Below are 14,454 nucleotides of genomic sequence, written 5' to 3'. Positions count from 1 at the left end.
TTGAATCGTCCCGGGTACCCGTGTCAACGAGTGTCTGGGACAATCTGATTCAATCAGTGCGAGAAAGTGCTCGCGGGCGCCAGCGGCACCACCAGACTCGACGGGAACGCCGCATTGCGCTGAATCTGCTGTGAAGTGCCCAGCAGGCGCGGCAGATCCGTCGGAATCGGAATCGTGGACGGGAACGTGCCGGTGCTGATGCGCACCCGCAGGGCATGACCCGGTTCCAGGCGGTACCAGGTCGGGCGCAACTTGATCTCCATCTGCACCACATCACCCGGGGTGAGCAGCTGCTCGTTCTCCTTGGTGATCACGTGCTCGGGCGCGTAGACCAGGCCGTCGGGGGAGCGCCAGGTCTTGTCGTCGTTCAGCGTGCGCTGGCTCGCCAATTGCGAACCACCGGTGATGTTCACCGACGAACCATCGGGCGCCACATCGTCCAGCCACACCTGGAACGCGGCATCGGTGCCGGTGGACGAGGCGTACAGGGTGACGCTCGACGGGCCCGCCAGCACGGTCGGCTCGGTCACCGGATCCATCGTGTACTTCATGCCCGCCGTCGGCTGCTGCACCCATTCGGTACACGGGTTGAACGCATTGAAGACCCGGAACACGAAGTCCAGCAGGCCGGCCGTGTACTGGCCGAGGGTCTGGCGATTGCAGAGATTGTCGATGCCGGTGTAGTCGAGCCTGTCCGAGGCATCGGCCACCGTCGGCGGCCTGTCCGTCAGACGATCGCCGTCGAACCACCGCTGCGTCACCGCCGCCTGCTGGAACGGGTAGCGGGCGGTGTCGGCGACATTGTTATTGGCGTCGATCACATGCAACGGAGTGTCGGTCTTGTCCACGCCGTTGTCGATGTCCTTGAGCCACCGGTCGAACCACGCCAGGGTGATCTGATCGGTATCCAGCCGTGAACCCGGGCCCATACCGATGGCCACGTGATACCAAGGGCCCATGAGCAATTGATAGCGGCCGTCCGCCTTCTGATCCGGCGCCATGGGCGCGAACTGGTCGCGCCCGGCCGAAAGATTCTGCAACTGCGAGTAATTGCGCATCGGACCCTCCTGATAGAGGTCCCAGAAGCCGCCGATCTGGTACATGGCGATGCCGCGATCGGTCAGATTGTGCATATCGGTTTCGAAGCGGCGCTCCTGCCACCACGAGGTGTCGTACGCCAGCGGGCCGCCCGCGTAACCCTCGAGCAGCAGCTTGATAGGGCTGTCATTGGCGATGACCGCCTTCAGATGATCGATCAGCGAGGTGAGGAACGTCTGCGGCGACACCACCGCCGTCAGGAACGGCCCGATCAGGCTCAGATACGGCACCATGAAGCAGATCGCCGTCAGCAGCAGCGGGCTCATCATGCCGTCGTGATTGAGCACCTCGTTGAAGATATTGTTCGGCATCGCAATCGGCACAATGGCTTTCAGCGGTGAGTCCGGGCCGACCGCCTCCGCGGTGCGCATGGCGTCCAGCGCCGGGAACGAGTAGCCGAACATGCCGACCTTGCCATTGGAACCCGGCAGCTTCGCCGCCCAGTCCACCAGCTCCACACCGTCCTGGCCGTCCTGCTTGGACGCCGGATTCCAGGCGCCGGTGGAACCGCCGGTGCCGCGCACATCCGCGATCACCTCGATATAGCCGTGCTTGACCAGCATGTCCTGCGCGGAGGTGGCCTGATTGATCACGCGCCGGGCGTCTTTCAGGTTATCGGGCAGCTGAATGTGCAGATCGTCGATGACCCCGGTGATCGCGGCGGTCAGCGCACTGGTCACCGCGCCGTAGGTGGTGAAGTTGACGACCACCGGGAAATCGCCGGTCGCCCGCTGCCCGGTCGCCGGATCGGTCGGGTACCGCACCTCCGCCTGTAGCTGGGTGCCGTCCGAGAGCGGAACCACGTGTCCCAGTTCATAACCCACGCCGAACTTCTCCGGCGACGGCTGATAATCGGCGGGCAGGCCGAAATTCGCGGGCGCGCTCGGCACCGGACCGGAGACCGGCACCGCCCCGGCGGGCGTGGTGAACGTAATGGTCACCGCCAGCGCGGACAGGCCCGCCACGGCGAGAGGGGCCAACCGGCAGAGCCGCGCCCCGGGAATGATCTTCAACGATCTACCTCTGCGATTAGGTCGGGAGGTCACCGGGCAGGCAGGCGCCGCCGCATGACCCCGTCGTCGAAATTCAGCACACCGCACAGTCACTGCCCGCCGCTACCGGCAATCCCCAGAACCCTGCGCCACCCGTTTGTGCACCCGACCAATGCCGACACGTCACCGAGACCATTGCACTGCCCCGGCATTTCGACGAAGATCCGAAAGGTGAGCGAGCATGGGGTGGGCGAGCCGGAAACCTTCGATACCTTACGGCCATTGTTGTTCACCATCGCGTACGAACTCCTCGGCAGCGCCGCCGACGCCGAGGACGTCCTGCAGGACAGCTACCTGCGCTGGCGCGATATCGATCCGGCCGAGGTCGAGCACCCCCGCGCCTACCTGATCAAAATCGTGACCCGACAGGCCCTCAACCGCCTGCGCACCCTGCGCCGTCGTCGCGAGGAGTACATCGGCAGCTGGCTCCCCGAACCCATCCGCACCGAACACGACGCCAGTCACGATGTCCTGCTCGCGGAATCGGTCTCCATGGCCATGCTCCTCGTCCTGGAAACCCTCGCCCCCACCGAACGCGCCGTCTTCGTCCTCTCGGAAGTCTTCGGCCACACCCACGCCGAAATCGCCGACATGATCGGCAAATCCGCCCCCGCCGTCCGTCAGATAGCCCACCGCGCCCGCACCCACATCCAATCCCGCCGCAAACGCTTCACCCCCGACACCGACACCAGCCGCGCCGTCATAACCCGCTTCCTGCAAACCGCCCGCACCGGCGAAGTCCAACCCTTGATGGACCTCCTGGCCCCCGACGTAGTCCAGATCTCCGACGGCGGCGGCCTCGTCACCGCCGCCCGCCACCCCATCACCGGCGCCGAACCGGTAGCCAAATTCCTCCTGGCCCTCTCCCGAAACGCCATGTCCGGCATGCACTACGAACCAGCCACCTTCAACGCCCTCCCCGCCCTGCTGGCCCGTTCCCCCGAAACCGGCGCCCTCGACTCCATCCTCATGATCGAAACCGACGGCACCCGAATCACCGCCCTCTACGCCGTCCGCAACCCGGAAAAACTCCAGCACGCCGACAAGACCCACATCCTCGACCGCGCAGGCCAACACATCTGATCCGACAAAGCTGTCACAGTCCCGGAACGTGCGGTGTCCGAAGGGCATGGAAACGATCACCGTCGAACGCACCATCCCCGCCCCGATCGACAAAGTCTTCGAATGGTGCGCCGTCACAACGAACTACGAGCGCAGCCCATGGGTCCTCCGCGACACCCTCAGCCACCCCGGCGAAGACGCACCCTGGGGAGTAGGCGCCATCCGCAAACACACCTGGCTCCTCGGCCGATTCCACGAACGCATCACCGCCTACGACGCCCCCCACTCCTACGACTACATAGTCGACCGCAGCTTCCCACCCTCACGCCACGAGGGCGGCCGCATGATCTTCACCGAAGTCCCCACCGGCACCCACGTCACCTGGACCACCACCACCGAAGCCGCCCTCCCCATCGCCGCCACCCTCATCACCCGCCACCTGGCCAAACCCGTCATCACCCACGTCTTCGGCCGCATCCTGGACGCCTGCGCCGCAGACCTCGGGTGAAAAGGGCTGGGCGAGGCCCTCGATCAGTATTGTGACCTGTGGTAGTCCGTGAGTGATGGGAGCACCGCAATGGCGAACCCGTTCGACAGGATGGGCATCGATGACGTGGCCGCAGTGACCGAGCGGATCATGGCGTCATTGGATATCCGTGAATCGCAGGAAGTTACGCCGGAGTGGCTGGGCCTGGAGTGCGGTCCTGGCGACGGCCCCGCGCTCGGTTCAGCCGACCCTGATCGAATCCCGTGATTCCCTGACCGATGCGTCAGCCGTTGCTGTAGATGCGGTCGGGGGTTATGAGGACTACGGCGCGGCGGTCGGCGGCCATTACTCGGTCGTATTCGGGCCAGTTGTCGTGGGTGCCGCCGGCGGCGGTGAAGACTTCGCGGAGGAGGAGGCGGAGGCGTTCGGGGTCGATACCGGGGGTGGGGTCGTCGGGGCCGGTGATCCAGACCGGGCCTTCGGCGGCGGCCCATTGCCAGCCGGAGCGGGCGACCACCGTCATGCGGGGGCGGGCGCGGAGGTTGGTGAGTTTGCGGGTGCCGCCGCGCAGGACCATGCCTACTACGGGTTCGCCTGTCAGGGGGTGTTTCAGGACGCCGGCGTTCACCAGGGAGGACTGAATTGTGTTGTCGGCGCGTAGGGTCGAGACGACGCAGAGGCCGTGGTCGTCGCCGATGAGCCGTTCGAATTCGCCCAGATCCGTCACCCGGGAAAGTCTACGCATTCCGGAATCGCGCGGTCAGAAGACGAAGCAGGCTTTTGCTTCCATGAAACAAATGATAAATTTGTTTCATGGAAGCAAGTAAAGACCAGATCTCGGAGCTGGCGCGCACGACCTCCCGTTTCGCCGAGGCGATGCGGCAGGGCACCTCGCGGGCGTACGACCCGGTCCGGGTCGGAGTGCTGCAGCTCGCGGCCGAATCGGGGCCACTTCGCGCCGGTGAGATCGCCGAGCGGCTGGACGCATTGCCTTCTTCGGTGACCAGACATGTTCGTGCGCTGTCGGATTCGGGCCTGGCCACGTCCGCGCCGGATCCGGTCGACCGGCGCGCGGTCCTGGTCGAGGCCACCGAGGCCGGCCGGGCCGAACTCCGGCAGTTCCTGGACGTGGGGGACCAGGTATTCGCCGCGGTCATCGCCGACTGGACCGCCGAGGACGTCGTCACCCTCACCGGGCTGCTCGACCGCTTGATCGAATCCTGGGCTACGGCGGGCGCCAGCCAACAGCAGCGCGCGGGGGCGCGCAACCCGAATCGATTCGGCTGGAGCCGAATCTGACGTGGAGGCGGAAAGACCATGGATACCAGCAACTCCCGACCTTCGATCGCCATCGCGGGCGCCGGCCTGGCCGGTCTCTGCCTGGCGCAGTCCCTGCACCGGGCAGGGATCGACGTGCACGTCTACGAACGTGACTCCGGCCCGTTCGTACGACGCCAGGGCTACCGCATCACCGTCGACGAGAACGGCAGAGCGGCCCTGCGGCAATGCGTTCCGGCCGCACTGTTCGAGCTGATCACCGCCTTCTCCAGTGCGCCCGGCGGCTACTTCCGGTTCACCAACAAGGACCTGCGCGACGCCTTCGCCCTGCACTTCGACGAGAACGAAACCGGCCAAGTCGGCCAGATGGATCGCCAGACACTGCGCACCATCCTGCTGCACGGACTCGAGGATCGGGTGCACTTCGGCAAGGGAGCGATCGGCGTCGAGCAGGACAGTGACGGCGCGGTACTGCGCTTCGCCGATGGCACCTCGGCCCGCGCCGAGGTGATCGTCGGCGCCGACGGCATCGGCTCGGCGGTGCGGACCGCCGTGCTACCCGATTGTGAACCGATCGATTCCGGCATGCGCGCCCTGTACGGCCGCACTCCGCTACAGGTCGGAGGCCGCTGCATGATGCCGCCGGCGCTCACCTCGAGCGGCGTGCTGGCCATCGGCGACCGGCCCGGACGATCGGTGTTCTTCACTTCCATGCGATTCCGCGAGCGGCCGTCGGCAGCGTTCGAGCGACTTGCGCCCGGCACCACCGCGCCCGTGGACGATGACTATGTGATGTGGGGTCTGGTCTTTGCCGGCGGCGACGAGCCGTTCACCGATACACAGCCCACGTCGGTGCAACTGCACGCGTTCGCCACCGCCCTGGTCGGCGAATTCCATCCTGCGGTAAGGGAACTCATCGCTGAATCTCAGCCCGAATTCACGATGAGAGTGCCGCTCGTGACCGCGCAACGACCGCGCACGTGGCAATTGTCGCGAGTCACGTTGATGGGGGACGCAGTCCATGCGATGCCTCCGGCGGGTGGGCACGGCGGCAATACCGCTTTGCGTGATGCAGCCCTGCTGGCAAGCAAACTGGAAGATGCCGTTGCGCACGGTGAATCACTCGAACAAGCGCTGGCGGCCTACCAGGACGAAATGGTGCCGTACGCGTTCGAAGCGGTCGCTGACGCATCGAAGCAACTGCGCCGACTGCAAGCCACGAATCCGGTGCAGCGCTGGATTCTGCTGCGTGCCCTACCCCGATTGCACCGTGTCACCGTGCACTGACGACCGGCACCCGAATTACGGTGCGAACGAGGCCGATTCGAGGCGCCGGGCAATCCGGGCCGCGGACAGCGTCATGGCATCGGTGGGCCGGTGCGGATCGAGGCCGGTGAGCTCGTGGACGCGAGCCAGTCGGTAGGTGACCGTATTGCGATGGATATTGAGCAGCCGTGCCGTGGCCAGCTGGTTGAAACCGGTGTCCACGAACACTTCCAGCGTTTCCGCGAGCAGCGGCTGAGTATCGAGGGGCGCGAGCACGGCGGCCAGCCCGGCCCGCGCCGAACCCCCTGCGGCGACCGTGTATTCGAACATCAGATCCGCGCGCCGGCACACCACCTGCGGGCGATCCAGGCACCGGCCCAGTTCCGCGAGCAGGCGGGCCTCGGCGAAGACCTCGGGAACCTCGGCGCGAGTACGCGCCATGGACACGCCCACCCAGAACGGCGCGGGCGGGTTCGCGCGGGACACGATTTGTGCAGTCTGCCCAGACGGCAGCATGGGCAGGCGCGAAGCCAGGGAGCCCGCGGTAGCGGTCCCGTCATCGCCCGGCTGCAGGGGAAGCAGGGCAGTCCAGCCGCCGCTGTCCAGCCGCAGGAACACCCCCGGAATGGCTTCGATGCGGTGCCGCAGTTCGCTGGTATCGGCGATGCGGGCCGAGCTCAGGCGGAAGACTGCGACGAGGAAGGCGTCGGGTACGGCGATGGCCGGTTCGTCGGCCCATTCGATGGGATCGTGGCCGGTCAGCAGTGCATCGGCGATGGTCCGGCGGCGTTCCAGCAGCTCCCAGCGCGGATCGTGGACGCGCTGCACGTAGGCCGTGGCGATGCGGGTGGTCACCACGGTCACGTAGTGCAGCAGGGGGAGTGCGGCATCGGCGAGCAGTTCGCGTTCGGTGGTCGAGGCGGCGTCGCGCAGGCGTTGCCAAATGTGCTCGGCCCCGGCGCGATAGCGGCCGAGCACCTCTTCCAGGGGTTCTCCGTCGCGAACCCGCCCGACCGCGATCTCCACGATTTCTCGGGTGTCGTCCTCGGTCGGGGTGATGCCGCTGCGCAGGAAGTCGAAGAACAGATCGACATTCAGCTTGGCCCCGCGCTCGAAACCGCTGGCCACCAGTGGTTGCGGCAGGGTTCGGTACGGCGGCAGCGCGGTCGGGAATTCTTCCCTGGCCGCGACCGCTCGCCGATACAGCTCTTCCAGCGCTCGATCCCGGGTTCGCGTCTGCATAACTCTCCTACTACGCGTACAGCGCTTCGATAGTAGCCGCGTAAGCGGTAGCTATGGGTTTGCGCCTGAGTTTTCCGGTCGCCGTGAGGCAGTCGTTGCCCGGTGTCCACACCTCGGGGACGACTGCGAACTTCTTGATCTGTTCCACCCGGGAGAGCTTGGCGTTGGCCGCGTCGATGCCCTCCTGCAGGCTCGCCAGCACGGTCGGATCCGTGGCCAGGGCGGTTATGGTGCGGTCGGGTAGCTGGTGGCGCTCCGCGAAGGCGGCGGCCAGCTCCGGGTCCAGCAGGATGAGCGCGGTGTTGTAGGAGCGGCCCTCACCGATGGCCACCACCGTGCCCGCCAGCGGTGTGGATTCGGTCACAGTGTTCTCGATATTGGTCGGCGACATGTTCTTGCCGGCCGCATTGATGATGAGTTCCTTCTTGCGATCGACGATCGACAGGTAGCCCTCGGCGTCGAGTTCGCCGATATCGCCGGTGTGCAGCCAGCCGTCCGCGTCGATGGTCTCGGCGGTCTTGTCGGGCGCATTGCGGTAGCCGCGCATGACCATCTTGCCGCGCACCAGAACCTCGCCGTCGTCGGCGATGCGGACCTCGGCGCCGGGCAGTGCGGTGCCGACGGTGCCGATCTTGATGCGCTCGGGGCGGCCGACCGTGGCGCCGGCGGTGCATTCGGTCATGCCGTAGCCCTCGCACAGCGGCAGGCCCAGGCCCAGGAAGAACTCGTGGGTGTCCTTGGGGATCGGTGCGGACCCGGTGACCGCGATGCGCACCTTGTCCAGGCCCAGCCGCTCCCGGATGGCGGACAGGACGAGGCGGTCGGCGAGCTGGAATTGCGCTTTCTCCACCAGGTTCCGGTTGCGACCCTCGGAGATCGCGCGGGCGCGGGCGCGGCCGGTGCGAATGGCGAAGTCCACCAGCAGGCGCTTGGCGGGGCTGGGTTCGGTGGTGAACCGATCCTCCAGCGCCGCTTTGACCTTCACCCATACGCGGGGCACGCCCAGGAACACTGTCGGATGCACCTCGATCAGTGCCTCCGCGACCTGCTTGAGGTCGGGGCAGGTGGTGATCTGCCCGCCGGTGATCATCGAAAGATAGTGCGCGAACCAGCGATTGGCGGCATGCGCGTCCGGCAGATAGGAGACCACCCGATCCTCGGTCGACCCGCCGCCGAATTCCTCGACGACGCGGGCGTTCTCCAGGAAGTTGGTGTGGGTCAGCTCCACGCCCTTGGGCGGGCCGGTGGTGCCGGAGGTGTAGACGATGGTGAGCAGATCCTCGGGATCGACTGCGCGCCAGGCGGCATCGAAATCGAAGCCGTCGTTCTCGGTGGCCTCGATCGCGGCGAGTGAGACCGTCCCCGTCACGTCCTCGTCCACGCAGATCACGAGTTCTACGTTAATGCCTTGGGCCGCCGCTTTTTCCACGGCCTGCAAAATCTGCGGGGCGAACTGGCGTTCACATACCACGACTTTGTTGCCGGCATTGCCGAACTGGTAGACGAGCAGATCCACCGGATTGGTGTTGTACACCGAGAACGGTGTCGCGCCGGTATGCAGGACGGCGGTGTCGATGAGATGGAATTCGGGCCGGTTGGTCAGCATCAGGGCGACGGTGTCGCCGTGGCCGATGCCGCGGGCCGCGAGTCCGGTGGCGATGGCGCGCACTCGGTCGCCGTACTGCTTCCAGGTGACGGTGGTGCCGCCGCCCATGGTGCGCAGTGCGACCGCGTCCGGATAGCGGGTCACATTGGCTTGGAACGCCTCGCACAGCGTGCGCGGGGCGGGGCCGGCAACCGTTGATGAATTCACGACCTACCTCAGGGCTCGAGCGTCGACGAGGGCAGGCGCGCCCTCGGGATGCTATCCAGCAGACCGCACAAAGGGCGCCCGGAACCAGTGGCAATGGACAAGAACTGCGCTTTTCAGTTTGTGCATGATGCACAAGTCTATGGGGAAGGTTTACCGCCGCCATACCGCGCGTGTGGGTGACGTATCCCAGAATTAACGAATGATCTTGTTACGCAGTCGGATTCGAGTCCGGACGGCACCGTGATCGACGTATCGTGTTAGCACTATGAGGACCGCCGGATACCCACCGGGAGCCGTCCGATCGGGTAGCGGTGCGGCCGTGAGGAGCCACCGGTGATCACCCCTACTACCAGCGGAGTGCAGGAATTCATCAACGCCGAGGAAGTCGAATACGTCGACATCCGCTTCTGTGATGTCCCCGGCGTGCAACAGCACTTCTCCGTACCCGCGAGCATGTTCGGCGAGGATCTGGTCGAGAACGGCATCGCCTTCGACGGATCCTCCGTCCGCGGATTCCAGGCCATCCACGAATCCGACATGTTGCTGCTACCGGACCTGCGCACCGCGCAACTGGATTCGTTCCGCGCCGCCAGGACACTCAATATCAACTGCTTCGTGCACGACCCGCACACCCGCGCGGCCTACAGCCGCGACCCCCGCAATGTGGCGCGCAAGGCCGAGGAATACCTGCGCTCCACCGCCATCGCCGACACCGCCTTCTTCGGGCCCGAGGCCGAGTTCTACATCTTCGACTCCGTCCGCTACGACACCACCATGAACGGCGCGTTCTACGAAGTCGATTCCGTCTCCGCGGACTGGAACACCGGGGCCAAATTCAACCCCGACGGCAGCCCCAACCGCGGCTACAAGGTGCGGCCCAAGGGCGGCTACTTCCCGGTCGCCCCCTACGACGCCGACGTGGACCTGCGCGATGAAATGTGCACCAACCTGATGCACGCGGGCTTCGAACTGGAGAAGGGCCACCACGAGGTCGGCACCGCCGGCCAGGCCGAGATCAACTACCGGTTCAACACGCTGCTCGCCGCCGCCGATGACCTCATGCTCTACAAATACATCATCAAGAACACCGCCTGGGCGGGCGGCAAGACCGTCACCTTCATGCCCAAACCGCTGTTCGGCGACAACGGCTCCGGCATGCACGTCCACCAATCCCTGTGGAAGGACGGCTCACCGCTGTTCTACGACGAGGCCGGCTACGCGGGGCTCTCGGATCTGGCCCGGCACTACATCGGCGGACTGCTGCATCACGCGCCGTCCCTGCTGGCCTTCACCAATCCGACCGTGAACTCCTACAAGCGCCTCGTGCCCGGTTTCGAGGCGCCGGTGAATCTGGTGTACAGCCAGCGCAATCGTTCGGCCGCCGTCCGAATTCCGGTGACCGGCACCAGCGCGGCCGCCAAACGCCTCGAATTCCGTTGTCCCGACTCCTCCGGCAACCCGTATCTGTCGTTCGCCGCCATGATGATGGCGGGTCTGGACGGCATCACCAACAAGATCGAGCCGCCTATACCGGTCGACAAGGACCTCTACGAACTCACTCCCGAGGAGAGCGCCGAGGTCACCCAGACGCCCGGCAGTCTGTCGGAGGTCATCGATCGCCTGGAATCCGATCACGAATACCTCACCCAGGGCGGCGTGTTCACCGAGGACCTCATCGACACCTGGATCCGTATCAAGCGCGACACCGAGATCGCGGAGATCAATATCCGTCCGCACCCCTACGAATTCGAGCTCTACTACGACGTATAGAAGGCCATCGTGGCAGGCCACGGCATTACCTGACACGTAATCGACTCCATGCACCGAGTCCGAGAAGCTTGGTGCATGAGCGAATACGACAACATTGCACAGCGCTACATCGACACCTGGAACGAAAAGGATGCGGGCAAGCGCCGCGCCCTGATCGACGAGTTGTACGCGGTCGACGTGGAATTCACCGATCCGCTGGTGGACATCCGCGGCACCGAGGCCGTCGACGCCATGGTGGCCGGCGCGCAGGAACAGTTCGCGGGACTGGAATTCGGGCTCGGACCGGTCGACGGGCATCACGATATCGCCCGGTTCACCTGGACGCTCGGTGCGCCCGGGGCCGCCGAGCCGCTGGTGATCGGCTTCGATGTGATCACCCTCGAGGACGGCCGGATCGGCCGCGTACAGGGCTTCCTGGACAAGGTTCCGGCCTGAGCTAGCCTGGAGAAGTCGGACAGCGAGGCGCGGCACTGTGAAACACCGGCAGTGCCTGCGTCTTTGCTCCACTGTCGGGGGAGCGGGTTAGGGTGACGAATGTGACTGGGGCGCAAGGCCGGTCATGCGGGGCGATTTCAAACTATGACGTTGCCCTCACTGCGCCCGCGAGTCGTGCGGTGCGCCATACGATCCGGGGCTGAAGTATGCGGGAAGGCGACATGGCCATGGATCGAAGTGCGTTCGTCGAAGTGATGAACGAGGCGAGCGGCATGCTGGATGCCGGGCAGGCCGATGCTGCCCTCGCTCACCTGACCGCATTCGACGACGCCTTACTCGCCGCGCCCGATCCCAAGGATTACGGCTGGATCATCTCCTACCGCTTCCGGTCCGCTTTCGCCGCGGGCGATTTCGCCCAGACCCTGCAGCTGGCCGAACACGGCCCCGCCCGCTTCCCCGCCGATATCCCGCCCGCCACCCTCGCCACCATGTACTCCATGGCCATCGAGGCCGCCACCCAGCTCGACCGCCCCGATAGCGCCGTCATCATGGCCGACCGCTGCATCGATCTGCGCCGCGCGCACGGCGACCACGACGAAGTGCTGATGGCCGCCATGACCGCCTGCACCCTGCTCGGCGATATCGAAAGACACGACCTGGCAAGCAGATACGCCGAACTCCTGGTCGTCGAGGGCGAAGGCCGCGACGAACCTCGCGCGTACGGCTACTACGCCCTCTGTGCAGCCATCGAAAACGGCGGCGGCCCCCGCCAGATCAACCTCCTCCGCGCCGGCCACGACTGGCTGACCAGCCACGACAATGAATTCGCGCGCGTGGCACTGGAATACCTGCAGAACTCCCCGGTCATGCGGGACACCCCACCCGGAATGCCCGGCGCGCCGCTCGCCGGCCCGGACGCCACCGATCCCGTAGGGGCTCCCGGTCCGGCCTACCCGCCGGTCGGCGGCCCGGGTGCCGGTGATCCGCGGTCCGGTTTCGCAGGCGCGGCAGGTTCGTTCGCCGATGGTCCGAACGCCGGCGGCCCGCTGCCGGGAACTCCCGCCCCGCCACCCTTTTCGACAGCCGAACCGAGCCTGGTCGATCCATCGCCGGGAATCGCGGACCGGGCAAACCCGCTGGCAGCCCGCCTGAGCGGCGCGGATCAACTGCCGGGAACTCCGGGCCTCACGAACTCGCCGGCCGATGGCTCGAATGCCGGTGATCCGCAGCCCGGATTCGCAGGCGCACCAGGTTCGTTCGCCGCTGGTGAGCTGCAGGTCGAGTTCCCAGGTCCGGCAGGTTCGTTCGCTGGTGGTGTGAGTGCTGGTGGCCCGCCGTCGGAAATCGCGGGTCCGGCAGGTTCCTTCACAGGTGGTTCGAGTGCTGGTGAGCCGCGGCCCGAGTTTGCGGGCCCGGCGGGTTCGTTCGCTGGTGGTGTGAGTGCTCCCGCCCCGCAGTCCGAATTCGCGGGTCCGGCAGGTTCCTTCGCCGGTGGGGCGAACGCGGCCGATCCGCTGTCCGGGTTTCCGGGTGCGGCGAATTCGTCCGCAACCGGGATCGCTTCTTTCGCACAGCCGCCGGGTGCACGGAATCCGCTGGCAGGCGGGCCGAATGCGGGCGATCCGAGGTCGGGCCCCGCGGGACGGGCAATCCCGCCGGCCGGTGGCCCAGGTCCGGGGGGAGTTGCGGGTGGGGGCAATCCGTTCGCCGGTGGACCGGATCCCCTTTATCCGCCGTCGGAATTCGCGGCGTCGGCCGACGCGCAGACCACGATGCTGAACTCGCAGGACGTGCTTGCCGAGGTCCGGCCGCTGGTGCAGCCGGGGAGTGAGCGGCCGCTGATTTCGGAGGATCCGCTGACCGGTGTGCCGTCGCTGTCGATGATCGGGGTGTCGTCTCCGGCCGATACGACTGCGACGCAGCTGTTGCCGACCACCGGGGGAGTGAGCCTCATTCCCGGGTCGAAACAGCCGCCCGCAGACCAGGTTGCGGGTGGTGAGACCGCGGATGCGCTGCTGGAGGCGGGGCGGCCCGGGGTGGCCGCGGCGGCCTTCCGCGCGCTGATCGACGAAGCTGTCTCGACCGGTAATCCGGACATGCTGATTCTCGGGAAGTCGGTGCTGAGTCTGCTGACGGCGCTCATCTTCGATGATCGGTTCGCCGAGGCGCATGCGGTCTGGATCGATGAGCAGGGCCCGACCTACGGCGGTATCTGGGCGCTCGAGAACGGCCAGACCTCCCGTCACGATGCGATCGCCTACAAGCTCATCTCCGCTTTCCTGCACTCGCTCAGCACCGGTGACCGCAATGCCAGCAATGCCGCGGTCGACACCCTCATGTTCGAGTCGGTCGAGTGGGCCTACGAGAGCGATCAGCAGGCCGTGCCGCTGATGATCAATACCTGGCGGCGGCATCTGGAAGAGATCCACGAGGGCGAACCGCCGCCCGAGTATCAGGGCCTGCTCGTCGCCGCCGAACAGCGGTGGGGCACGCCGATTCCGCCCGATGCCAGCCTGTACTGGATGCGCCCGTACCGCTGGGTCGTGGATTGGTATTGACCGGAGTCCGCTTAGGCTGCAGCCATGGCAGCGACAGAAATCTGGCACAACCCCCAGTGCTCGAAGAGCCGCACCGCGAAGGCGGTGCTGGAGCAGACCGGCGCCGACTACGTCGAACGCCGCTATCTCGACAATCCCCCCACCGCCGCCGAAATCCGCGGCGTCCTCGGCAAACTGGGCCTCGAACCCTGGGATATCACCCGCACCGCTGAAGCCCAGGCCAAAGAGCTGGGCCTCGCCAAGTGGGGCAAGGCCCCGGCCGACCGCGACCGCTGGATCGAAGCCCTGGCGACTCACCCCCGACTCATCCAGCGCCCCATAGTGATCACCGCCGACGGCCGCGCCTACGTGGCCCGTGACGAGAAATCGCTCGACGCGCTGCGCTGACCGCGT

Annotated in this window: 13 protein-coding genes; 9 read left to right on the top strand and 4 right to left on the bottom strand. The window is 66.2% G+C overall.

Annotation, left to right across the window (positions count from 1 at the left end; all coding sequences use genetic code 11):
- Nucleotides 1–53: 53 nt before the first annotated feature.
- On the bottom strand, nt 54–2,111 hold the full coding sequence (locus tag ACIP5Y_RS26905) for a CocE/NonD family hydrolase (RefSeq protein ID WP_400354056.1): 2,058 nt from the start codon (nt 2,109–2,111) through the stop codon (nt 54–56).
- Between the two features lie 210 nt (nt 2,112–2,321).
- Here ACIP5Y_RS26905 and ACIP5Y_RS26900 point away from each other — a divergent pair, with 210 nt between their 5' ends.
- The 3 genes from ACIP5Y_RS26900 to ACIP5Y_RS26890 all read left to right on the top strand — a co-directional run bounded on the left by ACIP5Y_RS26900 (nt 2,322) and on the right by ACIP5Y_RS26890 (nt 3,966).
- The gene (locus ACIP5Y_RS26900; protein WP_400354055.1) at nt 2,322–3,233 is read left to right on the top strand and encodes an RNA polymerase sigma-70 factor; all 912 of its coding nucleotides are present in this window, start codon (nt 2,322–2,324) and stop codon (nt 3,231–3,233) included.
- A 46-nt stretch (nt 3,234–3,279) separates the two neighbouring features.
- On the top strand, nt 3,280–3,720 hold the full coding sequence (locus tag ACIP5Y_RS26895) for an SRPBCC family protein (protein ID WP_400354054.1): 441 nt from the start codon (nt 3,280–3,282) through the stop codon (nt 3,718–3,720).
- 69 nt (nt 3,721–3,789) lie between these two features.
- Nucleotides 3,790–3,966: a hypothetical protein gene (locus ACIP5Y_RS26890; protein ID WP_400354053.1), complete on the top strand. Its 177-nt coding sequence runs from the start codon at nt 3,790–3,792 to the stop codon at nt 3,964–3,966.
- A gap of 16 nt (nt 3,967–3,982) precedes the next feature.
- Here ACIP5Y_RS26890 and ACIP5Y_RS26885 read toward each other — a convergent pair whose 3' ends face one another.
- A complete protein-coding gene (locus tag ACIP5Y_RS26885; protein WP_400354049.1) occupies nt 3,983–4,426 on the bottom strand; it encodes a pyridoxamine 5'-phosphate oxidase in 444 nt (147 codons plus the stop codon).
- 86 nt (nt 4,427–4,512) lie between these two features.
- Here ACIP5Y_RS26885 and ACIP5Y_RS26880 point away from each other — a divergent pair, with 86 nt between their 5' ends.
- The gene (locus tag ACIP5Y_RS26880; RefSeq protein WP_400354047.1) at nt 4,513–4,998 is read left to right on the top strand and encodes a MarR family winged helix-turn-helix transcriptional regulator; all 486 of its coding nucleotides are present in this window, start codon (nt 4,513–4,515) and stop codon (nt 4,996–4,998) included.
- Between the two features lie 18 nt (nt 4,999–5,016).
- On the top strand, nt 5,017–6,264 hold the full coding sequence (locus tag ACIP5Y_RS26875; RefSeq protein WP_400354045.1) for an FAD-dependent oxidoreductase: 1,248 nt from the start codon (nt 5,017–5,019) through the stop codon (nt 6,262–6,264).
- Between the two features lie 15 nt (nt 6,265–6,279).
- Here the strand turns inward: ACIP5Y_RS26875 and ACIP5Y_RS26870 are convergent, their stop codons facing one another.
- A complete protein-coding gene (locus tag ACIP5Y_RS26870) occupies nt 6,280–7,485 on the bottom strand; it encodes a PucR family transcriptional regulator (protein WP_400354044.1) in 1,206 nt (401 codons plus the stop codon).
- Nucleotides 7,486–7,495: 10 nt separating this feature from the next.
- Entirely contained in the window at nt 7,496–9,298 is a 1,803-nt protein-coding gene (locus ACIP5Y_RS26865; RefSeq protein ID WP_400354042.1) for an AMP-dependent synthetase/ligase, read from the bottom strand.
- A gap of 333 nt (nt 9,299–9,631) precedes the next feature.
- Between ACIP5Y_RS26865 and glnA the strand changes: the two genes are divergently transcribed.
- The 4 genes from glnA (at nt 9,632) to ACIP5Y_RS26845 (ending at nt 14,448) form a co-directional block, all read left to right on the top strand.
- A complete protein-coding gene (glnA, locus tag ACIP5Y_RS26860) occupies nt 9,632–11,068 on the top strand; it encodes a type I glutamate--ammonia ligase (RefSeq protein ID WP_400354040.1) in 1,437 nt (478 codons plus the stop codon).
- Between the two features lie 75 nt (nt 11,069–11,143).
- Nucleotides 11,144–11,503 (top strand): nuclear transport factor 2 family protein, encoded by a 360-nt coding sequence (locus ACIP5Y_RS26855; protein WP_400354039.1) that lies wholly within the window; start codon nt 11,144–11,146, stop codon nt 11,501–11,503.
- 221 nt (nt 11,504–11,724) lie between these two features.
- Complete coding sequence (locus tag ACIP5Y_RS26850; protein ID WP_400354037.1) at nt 11,725–14,061, top strand: hypothetical protein; 2,337 nt, start codon at nt 11,725–11,727, stop codon at nt 14,059–14,061.
- A 24-nt stretch (nt 14,062–14,085) separates the two neighbouring features.
- Nucleotides 14,086–14,448 (top strand): arsenate reductase family protein, encoded by a 363-nt coding sequence (locus ACIP5Y_RS26845; RefSeq protein WP_400354035.1) that lies wholly within the window; start codon nt 14,086–14,088, stop codon nt 14,446–14,448.
- Nucleotides 14,449–14,454: the final 6 nt, after the last annotated feature.

Origin of the sequence: Nocardia sp. NPDC088792 (assembly GCF_044750615.1) — a bacterium.
GTDB lineage: Bacteria > Actinomycetota > Actinomycetes > Mycobacteriales > Mycobacteriaceae > Nocardia.
Note: the sequence above shows the minus strand (reverse complement) of the source record. Positions and strands in the feature narration are given on the sequence as shown.

Excerpts from the sequence above, each read along its gene's own strand:
- ACIP5Y_RS26855 (WP_400354039.1), top strand. The coding sequence starts at position 11,144 with ATGAGCGAATACGACAACATTGCACAGCGCTACATCGACACCTGGAAC.
- ACIP5Y_RS26870 (WP_400354044.1), bottom strand. The coding sequence starts at position 7,485 with ATGCAGACGCGAACCCGGGATCGAGCGCTGGAAGAGCTGTATCGGCGA.
- ACIP5Y_RS26890 (WP_400354053.1), top strand. The coding sequence starts at position 3,790 with ATGGCGAACCCGTTCGACAGGATGGGCATCGATGACGTGGCCGCAGTG.
- ACIP5Y_RS26850 (WP_400354037.1), top strand. The coding sequence starts at position 11,725 with ATGGCCATGGATCGAAGTGCGTTCGTCGAAGTGATGAACGAGGCGAGC.
- ACIP5Y_RS26845 (WP_400354035.1), top strand. The coding sequence starts at position 14,086 with ATGGCAGCGACAGAAATCTGGCACAACCCCCAGTGCTCGAAGAGCCGC.
- ACIP5Y_RS26880 (WP_400354047.1), top strand. The coding sequence starts at position 4,513 with ATGGAAGCAAGTAAAGACCAGATCTCGGAGCTGGCGCGCACGACCTCC.
- ACIP5Y_RS26875 (WP_400354045.1), top strand. The coding sequence starts at position 5,017 with ATGGATACCAGCAACTCCCGACCTTCGATCGCCATCGCGGGCGCCGGC.
- ACIP5Y_RS26895 (WP_400354054.1), top strand. The coding sequence starts at position 3,280 with ATGGAAACGATCACCGTCGAACGCACCATCCCCGCCCCGATCGACAAA.